General features: G+C 61.9%; 12 protein-coding genes. 9 read left to right on the top strand and 3 right to left on the bottom strand.

The features are described from left to right. The coding region (gene ltnD / locus WB528_RS08060; protein ID WP_423887890.1) for an L-threonate dehydrogenase at positions 1 to 712 on the bottom strand (712 nt) is incomplete at its 3' end. A 97-nt stretch (positions 713 to 809) separates the two neighbouring features. On the opposite strand from ltnD, the gene WB528_RS08055 reads away from it, so the two are divergent. The 3 genes from WB528_RS08055 (at position 810) to WB528_RS08045 (ending at position 3,841) form a co-directional block, all read left to right on the top strand. Further along, the gene (locus WB528_RS08055) at positions 810 to 1,484 is read left to right on the top strand and encodes an aldolase (RefSeq protein ID WP_423887889.1); all 675 of its coding nucleotides are present in this window, start codon (positions 810 to 812) and stop codon (positions 1,482 to 1,484) included. Between the two features lie 159 nt (positions 1,485 to 1,643). After that, on the top strand, positions 1,644 to 2,894 hold the full coding sequence (locus WB528_RS08050) for a Zn-dependent hydrolase (protein WP_423887888.1): 1,251 nt from the start codon (positions 1,644 to 1,646) through the stop codon (positions 2,892 to 2,894). Between the two features lie 35 nt (positions 2,895 to 2,929). Further along, positions 2,930 to 3,841, top strand: a complete 912-nt coding sequence (locus WB528_RS08045) for an NAD(P)-dependent oxidoreductase (protein ID WP_423887887.1) — start codon at positions 2,930 to 2,932, stop codon at positions 3,839 to 3,841. A gap of 163 nt (positions 3,842 to 4,004) precedes the next feature. Here the strand turns inward: WB528_RS08045 and WB528_RS08040 are convergent, their stop codons facing one another. Continuing rightward, positions 4,005 to 5,084, bottom strand: a complete 1,080-nt coding sequence (locus WB528_RS08040; RefSeq protein WP_423887886.1) for a tartrate dehydrogenase — start codon at positions 5,082 to 5,084, stop codon at positions 4,005 to 4,007. 175 nt (positions 5,085 to 5,259) lie between these two features. Here WB528_RS08040 and WB528_RS08035 point away from each other — a divergent pair, with 175 nt between their 5' ends. Continuing rightward, the gene (locus WB528_RS08035) at positions 5,260 to 6,036 is read left to right on the top strand and encodes an SDR family oxidoreductase (RefSeq protein WP_423887885.1); all 777 of its coding nucleotides are present in this window, start codon (positions 5,260 to 5,262) and stop codon (positions 6,034 to 6,036) included. A gap of 2 nt (positions 6,037 to 6,038) precedes the next feature. On the opposite strand, the gene WB528_RS08030 is transcribed toward WB528_RS08035, so the two are convergent. After that, positions 6,039 to 6,884, bottom strand: coding sequence for an alpha/beta hydrolase (locus WB528_RS08030; protein WP_423887884.1), 846 nt, complete (start codon positions 6,882 to 6,884; stop codon positions 6,039 to 6,041). A 105-nt stretch (positions 6,885 to 6,989) separates the two neighbouring features. Here WB528_RS08030 and WB528_RS08025 point away from each other — a divergent pair, with 105 nt between their 5' ends. The 5 genes from WB528_RS08025 to WB528_RS08005 form a co-directional block, all read left to right on the top strand. Continuing rightward, positions 6,990 to 8,417 carry an amidase gene (locus WB528_RS08025; protein WP_423887883.1) on the top strand — a complete coding sequence of 476 codons (1,428 nt, stop codon included), beginning with the start codon at positions 6,990 to 6,992 and terminating at the stop codon, positions 8,415 to 8,417. Between the two features lie 134 nt (positions 8,418 to 8,551). Next, positions 8,552 to 8,761: a ferredoxin gene (locus WB528_RS08020; RefSeq protein ID WP_423887882.1), complete on the top strand. Its 210-nt coding sequence runs from the start codon at positions 8,552 to 8,554 to the stop codon at positions 8,759 to 8,761. A gap of 47 nt (positions 8,762 to 8,808) precedes the next feature. Next, entirely contained in the window at positions 8,809 to 10,002 is a 1,194-nt protein-coding gene (locus WB528_RS08015; RefSeq protein ID WP_423887881.1) for a cytochrome P450, read from the top strand. 43 nt (positions 10,003 to 10,045) lie between these two features. Next, positions 10,046 to 11,371, top strand: a complete 1,326-nt coding sequence (locus tag WB528_RS08010; RefSeq protein ID WP_423887879.1) for an MFS transporter — start codon at positions 10,046 to 10,048, stop codon at positions 11,369 to 11,371. A gap of 63 nt (positions 11,372 to 11,434) precedes the next feature. Beyond that, the coding region (locus tag WB528_RS08005; protein WP_423887878.1) for an alpha/beta hydrolase family protein at positions 11,435 to 12,175 on the top strand (741 nt) is incomplete at its 3' end.

The raw sequence follows: 12,175 nt of genomic DNA, 5'->3' as shown, positions 1-12,175 counted from the left end.
TGCGCGGGGTATAGTCGCCGTCGAGCACGTGGGGAATGCGGTTCTCGAACATCCAGGAATTGCCGGCGGATGCCGTGATCACCTCGTATACTTTTCGGATATCGAGGCCCTGCTTGGCGGCAAACGCGATAGCCTCGGAGGCCGCGGCGATGTGAACGCCGGCGAGAAGCTGGTTGATCATCTTGAAAGCCGCGCCCTGGCCTGCGGCATCGCCGAGCTCGTAGAGCTTGGCAGCCATCGCATCGAGCGCCGGCCGCGCCTTGGCGAAGGCGGCCGCACTGCCGGAGGCCAGGATCGTCAATTCGCCCTGTGCCGCGCGCTGCGCGCCGCCTGAGATCGGTGCATCGAGATAGTGCCGCCCGGTTGCCTCGAGTTGTTTTGCAAGCCGCCTTGCGATGTCCGGGTCCATCGTCGCGGAGGAAATGAACACGGCGTCCTTGGCGAGCGTTTCGGCAACGCCGTCCTTGCCGAACAAAATGCCTTCGGTCTGGACCGCGTTGACGACCACGCTGACGACGATCTCGGCGTCCTTGGCGGCCTCGGCCGGGGTCGTGGCGCGCTGCCCGCCTTCAGACACGAACCGGCTAACGGCATCAGCCGAAACATCGCAGCCCGTGACGCCAAAACCGGCGCGGCGAAGCGAGGTCGCCATGCCAAAACCCATCGAGCCCAGCCCGATCACGGCGACGCGCGGTTTGGCGGAGGAGGACATGCGGCGTTTCCCTTGAGTTTTCCAAATTTATCCCCTGCGTATCACGGCTTGGCCGTGCTGCCAAAGCATGAGACAAGGCGGAAACAGGAACGCAGCCATGAGCGAAGCAAAAACCCGCGAGGAAATCTGCAGCCTCGGCCGATCGCTGTTCGAGCGCGGCCTGACGCCGGGTTCCTCCGGCAATATTTCGGTCAAACTCGACGACGGCGGCTGGCTGGTCACACCGACGAACGCCTCGCTCGGCTTCCTCGACCCGGCGCGGCTGTCGCGGCTCGACGCGGCCGGCCGGCTACGCTCCGGCGACGCTCCGACCAAGGAAGTATCGCTGCACACAGCGCTGTATCAGACCCGCGCGCCGGCCCGCGCGGTCGTGCATCTGCATTCGACGCATTCGGTCGCGCTCTCGATGCTCCCCGAGATCGACCCGCGCGCGGCGCTGCCGCCGATGACGGCCTATTATCTGATGAAATGCGGCGCAACCGCGCTCGTGCCCTATTACCGGCCTGGCGACCCGGCGGTTGCGGACGCGATCAAGGGACTCGCCGGAAAATATTCGTCGGTACTGCTCGCCAATCACGGGCCCGTGGTTTCCGGCGACACGCTGGAAGCGGCCGTCTTTGCGGTCGAGGAACTCGAGGAGACGGCAAAGCTTTATTTGCTCTTGCGAGGGCTTAATCCGCGTTACCTTACGCCGGCGCAGGTCGCGGATTTAACTGAGACATTTGGGGTGGTGTTGCCGGAGCATTCGCCGCATACACGGACCTCATCCTGAGGATCACATGTGTGTCGATCACAGCCCCAGATACGCCTTGCGCCAATCTCGCCGCCAAAATTGCACAAGGCAGCGCCGCGGTCATCGAGCCCTCCATTGTTGACGTGCCACGGCGGGCGCGCCACTAATTCTCCGCGCTATCATCCCTGGACAAAGATCATGACCCCTGTCGCATCCAACCTGCAAATCGACTCCGCCAGGCTGTGGGGCACGATTCACGAAACCGCGAAGTTCGGCGCCACGCCAAAGGGCGGCGTGCGGCGGCTGACGCTGGGGCCCGAGGACAAGCTGGTACGCGACTGGTTCCGAAAGGCCTGCGAAGCCGCAGGCCTTGAAGTTCATGTCGATGCGCTGGGCTCGATGTTTGCCTTGCGCAAGGGCCGCGACATGTCCAAGCCGCCGATCGGGCTCGGTTCGCATCTGGACACGCAACCGACCGGCGGAAAGTACGACGGCGTGCTCGGGACCCTGGCCGCGCTCGAAGTGGTCCGCACGCTCAACGACGCCGGGATCGAGACCGAGCTGCCGATCTGCATCGTCAACTGGACCAACGAGGAAGGCTCGCGCTTTGCGCCGGCGATGATGGCATCTGCCGCTTATGTCGGCGATTTCACCACCGACGACATCCTGTCGCGCAAGGATGCGGAAGGTGTCAGCGTTGCCGAGGCGCTGGACAGCATCGGTTATCGCGGCGAAAATCCGGTGGGCTTCCAGAAACTCTCTGGCTTTGTCGAACTGCACATCGAACAGGGGCCGATCCTGGAAGCAGAAAGCAAGACCATCGGCGTCGTCGATTCCGGCCAGGGCGTGTTGTGGTACGACGGCAAGATCACGGGTTTCGAAAGTCATGCCGGCACAACCCCGATGCCGCTTCGACGCGACGCGCTCGCTACCTTATCCGAAATCGTTCTGGCGATGGAAGCAACAGCCAGGAAGCACGGGCCCAAAGCGGTCGGCACCGTCGGCGAAGCCGTCATCGCCAATCCGTCGCGCAACGTCATTCCCGGCGAAATCGCCTTCACCGTCGATTGCCGCAGCGCCGACGCTGCGATCATGGAGGCGCTCGACGCCGGATTGCGGGCGGCCATCAAGGAAATTTCTACCCGCCGCAAGGTCGAGGTAACGCTCGATCTGGTCTGGCGCAAACCGCCGACCCATTTCGATCCAAAATTCGTCAATGCGGTGGAAGACGCCGCCAAGAAACTCGGTTTCTCCCATCGCCGCATCACGTCAGGCGCGGGTCACGACGCCTGCAATCTCAATACAAAGATTCCGGCCGCGATGGTATTCGTGCCCTGCAAGGATGGGGTCAGCCACAACGAACTCGAGGACGCCACGCAAGCCGACTGCACCGCCGGCGCCAACGTTCTGATGCACACCGTGCTGGCGCTCGCCGGTGTCGCTTCGTGACGGTGGCAGAATTCTAAAAGCAAAGGGAGATTGCCGTGCGCGGGGTTTTCGTCGATGCCAACGGGTCGCTTGCGGATATTTTCGAGCGCCAGAACAGGGCCGGCGACCCGGCCGTGCGGGTCAACCGCAACGCCGACATCGCGTCCGATCAGATCCCTGCTTTGCTCGACGGCGCCGAGATCGTCGTCATCGACCATACTTCCCTGCCGACCGATATCGCGCGACGCTGCAACGGCCTCAAGCATGTGGTGTTTCTGGGTACCGGCGCGCGCAGCTACATGAACCCAGAAGAGCTCGCCGAACTCGGCATCGCCGTTCACCTGATCAAGGGCTACGGCGACACAGCCGTGGCCGAATGCGCGATTGCGCTGATGTGGGCGGCCGCGCGCGGCGTCGCAAAAATGGACCGCGAGATGCGCGTCGGCAATTGGCTGCGCGAAGACGGCATGCAGCTCACCGGCAAGACGCTTGGCCTGATCGGCTTTGGCGGCATTGCCGCAGAAGCCGCGCGAATTGCGCTCGGCAGCGGCATGAAGGTCATCGCCTGGAACCGCTCGCCGAAGCAATTCGCCGGCGTCGAATTCGTCTCCCTCGATGCGCTGCTTGCGCAAAGCGACGTGGTCTCACTGCATCTTCTGCTCAACGACGAAACGCGCGGCTTTCTGTCGCGCGAACGCATCAACGCCATGAAACCGGGTGTCATCCTCGTCAACACCGCGCGCGCCGCCATGGTCGACGAGGCCGCGATGATCGAGGCGCTGAAGTCAGGCCACATCCGCCATGCCGGGCTCGACGTGTTCAACACCGAGCCGCTCCCGGCCAATCACCCGCTCACCAAGATCCCCAACGTGACGCTATCGGCGCACTCGGCGTTCCGTACGCCCGAAGCAAGCGAAAATCTGATCCACGCGGCGTGGGAGCACTGCCGAAGAATTGCGAAGGGCTGAGATGAAACCTCCATCTCGTCGTCCCGGCCAAGCGAAGCGCAAGCCGGGACGCATAACCACCGGGCTGCGCTGTTGCGCAAGGTTGGGACGCTCACCGACACGACAACAGATATCGGTGGCTATGGGTCTCCTGCTTTCGCAAGGACGACGATGGCGAAGCGTCTTACTCCACCATCTCCGCGACCGCCTTGCCGCAAGCCGTCGTGTCGGCATTGCCGCCGAGATCGCGGGTGCGCAGCGTGCGTTCTCCGAGCGTGCGCTCGATGGCCGTGACGATAGCTTGAGCGGCTTGCTTCTCGCCGAGATGCTCCAGCATCATCGCGCCCGACCAGATCATGCCGATCGGGTTGGCAATGCCCTGGCCGGCGATGTCAGGCGCCGAACCATGCACCGGTTCGAACACGCTGGGATAATCGCCTTCCGGATTGATGTTGCCTGACGGCGCGATGCCGATGGTGCCGGTGCAGGCCGGTCCCAGATCGCTCAGGATGTCGCCGAACAGGTTCGAGCCGACCACCACGTCGAACCAGTCCGGATGCAGCACGAAGTTCGCGGTCAGAATATCGATATGATATTTATCCCACTTCACCTTGGGATAGTTCTTGGCCATCGCCTCCACGCGCTCGTCCCAATAGGGCATGGTGATGGAGATGCCGTTGGATTTCGTCGCCGAGGTCAGATGCATTTTTGGCCGGGACGCGGCGAGTTCGAACGCAAACTTCAGGATGCGGTCGACGCCGATCCGGCTCATCACCGTTTGCTGCGTGACGAACTCACGGTCAGTGTCCGGGAACATTCGGCCGCCCACGGACGAATATTCGCCCTCGGTATTTTCCCGCACCACCCAGAAATCGATATCGCCGGGCTTGCGGCCCGCGAGCGGCGACGGCACGCCGGGCATCAGCCGCACCGGGCGGAGATTGGCGTACTGGTCGAACTCCCTGCGGAACTTGATCAGCGAGCCCCACAACGAAATGTGATCGGGAATCTTCGCGGGCCAGCCAACCGCACCGAAATAGATCGCATCGTGCTTGCCGATCTGGTCCTTCCAGTCGTCCGGCATCATCTGGCCGTGCTTCTCGTAATAGTCATAGGAGGCAAAATCGAAATGATCGAAATGCAGGGCCACGCCGTGTTTTTTCGCCGCCGTCTCAATGACGCGCAAGCCCTCCGGCACTACCTCCTTGCCGATCCCATCGCCGGGAATGACGGCAATCCGGTATTGCTTTTTTTCGCTACTCATCAAGAAAATCCTTCGGGCTGGGACCGCTCTGGTAAAGCGATTTCGTGTTGGGATTGCAATGGACCAAACTCTGCTGGCGCGCAACGCTGCACTGCAATGTTGACCGTCTGGATTGCTCCGGCCTAAGTGGAATCCGCCTCACCCCTTCAAATATCCCTCATCTAGCGAGAATCCCATGGACCTTCATCTGCGCGGCAAACGCGTCCTCATCACCGGCGCCTCGAAGGGTATCGGCGCGGCTGCCGCCGAAGCCTTTGCCGAGGAAGGCGCCCACCTGCTGCTTGCCGCCCGCAGCGGCGATCAGCTCAAAGCGCTGGCGGAGCGTCTGCGCTCGACGTATCAGATCGACGCCGCCACCACCGTGGTAGACTTGCGCAAGCCGGAAGACATCAAGCGGCTTGTGAAAGAGGCCGCCGACATCGACATTCTCGTCAACAATGCCGGCGACATCCCCGGCGGCTCGATCGACAAGATCGACGAAGCGACCTGGCGTCATGCCTGGGAGCTGAAGGTGTTCGGCTATATCAACATCACGCGGGCGATCTACGCACAGATGAAGGCGCGCGGCGGCGGGGTCATCGTCAACGACATTGGCGTGGCCGGCGAGAAATTCGACGCCAACTATATCTGCGGCAGCACCGGCAACGCCGCGATCATGTCGTTCACCCGCGCGCTCGGCAGCAAGAGTCTCGCCGATAATATCCGCGTCGTGGGAATTAATCCCGGCCCGGTCGGCACCGACCGCCATGTCACGCTTCTAAAAACCCGTGCCAAAAACCAGTTCGGTGACGAAAGCCGTTACAAGGAGTTTCAGAAGGGCCTGCCGCTCGGCCGCCCCTCCCATCCGCGGGAGATCGGCGACCTGATGGCGTTCCTCGCCTCTGACCGCTCCGCCTATACTTCCGGCGTGATCTTCACGGTGGACGGCGGCATCGCGGCGGGTTGGGGCTAGCCTTAAACCCGTTCCAACACGTGCCGGATCAGCGTCGTGATCCGGCCGGAAGGCGAGGCGAGTTCATCCATGATGGAGAAATGGTTGGCGCCGGGAATTTCCTCGTACGTGACCGGCAAGCCATACCGGGCGCGGTGGCCGGCGAAATCGGCGGTCTGCTTGCGCAACAGCGGCAGCTCAGCATCGCCCACCACGAGCGATAAAGGCTTCATGGGACCTTCGGGCAGCGCCATCGGCGAGTTGCGGCGAGACATCGCCTCATCGAGCCCGAGCTTGATGTTGAGGTAAGAGTGGCGGATCGGCTCGAGGTCGTAGATGCCGCTGATCGCCACGCCGCCTTTGATGTTGGAATTCATCATCGCCATCGCCGTCAGGTGACCACCGGCGGACCAGCCCGAAGCCACGAGCCGGTTGGCGTCGGCACCGAGAGTCGGCAGTTGGCTGGTGAGAAAATCGATCCCGGCGTGAACTTCCGCGACAATCTGGTCGAGCGTGGCATCGGGCGCGAGCGTATAGCCGATCAAAGCGACATTGATGCCGTGCGCCATTGGACCGGTGGCAAACAGCGAAAACGCTTCTTTGGCCCGCGTCTGCCAATAGCCGCCATGGATGAAGAGCAAGGTCGGCGCCTTTTCGGCGGCTTTGAGAAAATCGATCCGGTTGCGTTCGCGCGGACCGTATCGGAGATCGAGATGTTGAGAATGCCGCGCGCGCAGCTCTGCTGAGTGCCGTTCCCAGCCCGCGACCATGTCGGCGCCGCCGGTAACCGCCAGAGAGTTGTTGAGGCCGCTGTCGAGAGCCTCCTGGCTCAGGCTGCGCCAATCCGGCGCATCGAACGGCGTGATCATACCTTTGCTCCGAAAACGAATGCCTGACGTTTCGGCCTTGTCGTAAGATGTTTTACAGGGCTACACAATCCGCTACCGAAAAGTCCAATGGAGCGGGGAATAGGAATGCCATCTGACCAGGCGCTGACACGATCGACGGCGTGCGCGATCGTCGACCAACTCCATTCCGGTGACGTCACACCACTTGACCTGTTGGATGCGCTTGAGAAACGGATCGCCGAGGTCGACGGCAAGACAAACGCCCTGCCGACCCTGTGCTTCGATCGCGCGCGGAGCCACGCGAAAGCGCTGATGCAAAAGCCGGCTGCCAAGCGTGGCTTGCTTGCTGGTCTTCCTGTTCCGATCAAGGACCTCACCAACGTCGCGGGCGTCAAGACCACACAGGGCTCGCCGATCTACAGGGATAATGTTCCCGCGAGCTCCGACATCCTGGTCGAACTGATCGAGACTAATGGCGGCGTCATTTACGCCAAATCCAACACGCCGGAATTCGGCGCCGGCGCCAACACCTTCAACGAGATCTTCGGACCGACCCTCAACCCCTGGGATCTGTCGCGCTCCGCCGCGGGCTCCTCCGGCGGCGCAGCGGTTGCACTCGCCACCGGCATGGCGTGGCTCGCCCACGGTACCGACATGGGCGGCTCGCTGCGCAACCCCGCCAGCTTCTGCGGCATCGTGGGAATGCGCCCGAGCATCGGCCGCGTGCCGCATAGTCCGGCTTTCAAGATCGATCGCAACCTCACGGTCCACGGGCCAATGGCTCGCAATGTTGAGGATATCGCGCTCTTTCTCGACGCCATGAGCGGCGAACATCCCGCCGATCTGCTGTCCCTGCCCCGCCTGCCGACATCGTTTCTGTCTGCCGCACGTTCCGGCAAGCGCCCCAAGCGGGTCGCCTATTCGCCCGATCTCGGCATCACCCCGGTCGATCCCGAGGTCGCCGCCATCACGCGCCAGGCGGCTTCTCGTTTCGCCGAGGCCGGCGTCATCGTCGAGGAAGCCCATCCCGATCTACGCGAAGCCCATGAATGTTTCCATGTGCTGCGCGCTTTCGACTTCGCGATCACCAAGGCCGCGCTGTTGCGCAGCAAACGCGAATATCTCAAGCCGGAAGTGATCTGGAACATCGAGGAGGGGTTGAAACTATCCGTCGATCAGCTCGAGCGCGCCGAGGCTCAGCGCGTCGCGATGGTGACGCGCACGCTCGAGTTCTTCAAGAGTTACGATTTACTGCTGACACCAGCCACTATTGTCGCGCCGTTCCCGATCGAGAACCGCTATGTTGCCGAATGCGCCGGGAAGAAGTTCGACAGCTATTTCGAATGGCTTGGCATTGTGTATGCCATCACGCTGGCCTGCTGTCCTGCCCTCTCCTTGCCGTGCGGATTTACCGCTTCGGGGCTGCCGGTCGGATTGCAAATGGTGGCACCGTCACGAGGCGAGGCGCAATTGCTTGCGGGGGCCAAAGTCCTGGAGGATATTCTCGGCTTACGCGGCACCACCCCGATCGACCCCAAAGCTGCACCGCGATAAATTCCACTGGCGGAAGATTCACGTTGCAATTCGGCGATTTAGGCGCTGGCGAACAGCACATAGCCCGCTATAATCGCCTTCAAGAGAACGAGCGCGCCAATTTTTGGAAGGCGCAACCGAGGAGAGGAATCTGAATGCCAGCGAGGCTGCGAGTTCGCGTCGATCAAGACAAATGCCAGGGGCATGCCCGCTGCAATTCGCTCGCTCCTGAACTGTTCAAGCTCGATACATTCGGTAACGCGCATGAAGTCGGCGACGGCACGGTGCCGGCGGGGCTGGAAGACAAAGCGTGGCTCGCGCAATCCAATTGTCCCGAACTCGCGATCGACGTCATCGAGGAATAGACTATTCGCCGAGTCGTTCGACTTTACTGACCAAGAGGAATTGCCGCATGTCGGATCATGCCCCCGTTACCGATTGGATTAACGATTTCGATCACACCGATCCGCGCTGGACCGAAAACCCCTACCCGATCTGGGAACAGCTTCGCGCAACAAGTCCGGTGGTTCATACCGAGCGCTTTCTCGGCTGCTACATGCCCACCACCTTCGACGCGGTGAAGCAGGTCGCCTACGACACTGAACATTTTTCCTCACGCCGCGTCGTCGTGCGCGATGTGAGGCCACAAACCATTCCTGCGCCACCGATCACGTCCGATCCGCCGGAACACAAGCCGGCCAAGCAATTGCTGCTGCCGTCATTCACGCCCGATGCGATCAAGAAACTTGAGCCGCGGGTCCGCGCCATCTGCAACGAACTGATCGACGGCTTCATCAATGATGGCCGATGCGATGCCGCGGCCCGTTACAGCCGGCATATCCCGGTTCGGGCGATCGCGCATATGCTCGGCATTCCCGAAGCCGACGGCGACCGCTTCATCAAGTGGATTCACGAGATCCTGGAACTTGGCATCAAGGATCAGGCCATCTTGATGAAGGCCGTCCAGGAAATGATCGCCTACTTTGCCGGCCATATCGAACGCCGCAAGAAAGAGCCGACCGACGACCTGATCACGACATTGATGAACGCGCGCGACAAGGACGGCCAGCCGCTGTCCGACCTCCATGTGCAGGGCACCTTGCGGCTGCTGTTGATCGCCGGCATCGACACCACCTGGAGCGCCATCGGCTCGTCGCTCTGGCACCTCGCAAGGATACCCGCCGACCGCGAGCGCCTGCTCGCCGATCCGGAACTGCTTCCGGCAGCCATCGAGGAGTTCCTGCGCGCTTACGCGCCGGTTACGATGGCGCGCGAGGTCATGAAGGAGACCGAGATCGCCGGTTGTCCGGTCAAGCCCGGGAACATGCTGCTCTTGTCGTTTCCCGCCGCCAACCGCGATCCGGCCATGTTTCCCGATGCCGACAAGGTCGTGATCGACCGCAAGCAAAACCCGCATGCTGCGTTTGGGCTCGGGATTCACCGCTGCATCGGCTCAAACCTCGCGCGCATGGAGATGACGGTTGCGATCGAGGAATGGCTCAAGCGGATTCCCGATTTCAGGCTCGACGCAGCCGGCAAGGTCACCTGGTCGGAAGGCACGGTGCGCGGGCCGCGGCAACTTCCGATACTGTTTACGAAGGCCTGAGCGCACCTCTTTTCCTCTTTAAAAAACTCTCTGGGGGGCCAACGTGACTGACCAAGCAGCGCGCGTGAGCGTCGACGATCGCCTCGACGTTCACGACGTCGAGCGCCGGGTGAAGGCCATCTTCATCGGCTCCGTCGGCAATCTCGTCGAATGGTACGACTTCTATGCCTATACGGCTTTCGCGCTGTATTTTGCGCCGGCCTTCTTCCCCAACCGCGATCCGGTGGTGCAACAGCTCAATGCAGCCGTGCTGTTCGCCGCCACCTTCCTGATGCGTCCCCTCGGCGGCTGGCTGTTCGGCTATATCGCCGACCATTACGGGCGGCGGCTGTCGCTGACGCTTTCCGTCGTCTGCATGTGCTTCGGCTCGCTGATCATCGCAGTCACGCCGACCTACGCTTCGATTGGACTGGCCGCGCCCGCCGTCCTCGCTTTGGCGCGCGTCATCGAAGGCCTCAGCCTCGGCGGCGAGTACGGCGCCAGCGCGACTTATCTCAGCGAAGTCGCCGACGCCAAGCACCGCGGCTTCTATTCAAGTTTCCAGTACGTCACGCTGATCGGCGGCCAGCTTACCGCCATCATCGTCCTCCTGCTCTTGCAGAAGGTTTTCCTCACGCCCGCGGAATTGAAAGCGTGGGGCTGGCGGATTCCCTTCGTGATCGGCGCCCTGCTGGCGATATTTGCCGCGGTGATGCGGCGCAACCTGCACGAGACGGAGGCGTTCGAGGAAGCGAGCCGGACCGTCAAACCGACCGGCTCTATCCTTGGCCTGCTGCAATATCCGCGCGAACTTCTGCTCGTGGTAGGTCTCACCGCCGGCGGCACCGCGGCTTTCTACACCTTCACCACCTATATGCAGACCTTCGTCAAATTGTCGGTCGGCCTCACGGAAGACCAGACCACCTTTGTGATCTTCGGCTCGCTGATCTTTGCGACCTTCCTGCAACCGATCTACGGCGCTTTGTCCGACCGGATCGGCCGCAAGCCGCTTCTGATCTTTTTCGGCGTCGCCGGAACGCTCGCCACCGTGCCGATCCTGACCGCATTGAAGGCCAGCAAGTCGCCGCTGATGGCGTTCCTGCTGATCTGCGCCGCCTGGATCTTTACGGCGGGCTATACGTCGATCAACGCGGTCGTGAAGGCCGAGCTGTTTCCGACCAAGGTTCGCGCGATGGGCGTCGGCATCCCATATTCGATCACGGTCTCGATCTTTGGCGGTACTGCGCCAGCGATTGCGCTCTATTTCAAGAGCCTGGGCCACGAGCAATGGTTCTACTATTATCTGTCCGGCATTATTCTCGCGTCACTCATCATTTACGCAACCATGCGAGATACCAAGCGCGAATCGGCGATGCATCGCCACGAATAGAACGCTTTCCAGGGGCGTCACTTCTTTCTAAGGAGCTGACGCTTCTCAAGTACGGAGACGCCCATGCCCACCGAACGATTTCAGTTTACGGGCTCGGAGGGCCAGCAACTGGCCGCCGCACTGGACACGCCGGAAGGAGAGATCCGCGCCTACGCGCTGTTTGCGCATTGCTTCACCTGCGGCAAGGATGGATTGGCCGCCAAGCGGATCGCGGTCGCGCTCTCCGCAAAAGGCATCGCGGTGCTGCGGTTCGATTTCACCGGCCTTGGTTCAAGCGAAGGCGACTTCGCCAATTCGACCTTCTCCTCCAATGTCGCCGATCTCGTGCGGGCAGCCGACCACCTGCGCAAGACCTACGAAGCGCCAGCACTTCTGATCGGCCACAGCCTCGGCGGCGCCGCCGTGCTGGCCGCGGCGCACGAGATTCCCGATGCCACGGCGGTCGTCACCATCGCCGCTCCATCCGATCCCGCGCATGTTACCGGCCATTTTGCGGAGTCAATCGAGAAAATCCGAAAGGAAGGCCGGGCGGAAGTATCCCTCGCCGGCCGGCCGTTCACGGTCAAGCGCGAATTCCTCGACGACGTTGCCGAACACAACCTGATGGGGCACATCGCCGGACTAAACAAGGCGTTGCTGGTCATGCATGCACCGTCCGACGATACCGTCGGGATCGATAATGCGACCCGCATCTTCGTTGCGGCCAAACATCCCAAGAGCTTTATCTCACTGGCGGGCGCGGACCATCTGTTGAGCAACCGCCAGGACGCGCTCTACGTCGCCGATGTCATCGCGGCATGGACG

Origin of the sequence: Bradyrhizobium sp. (genome assembly GCF_049586575.1) — a bacterium.
GTDB lineage: Bacteria > Pseudomonadota > Alphaproteobacteria > Rhizobiales > Xanthobacteraceae > Bradyrhizobium.
The sequence above is the reverse complement of the archived record's forward strand: the minus strand, read 5'-3'. Positions and strand labels throughout refer to the sequence as shown.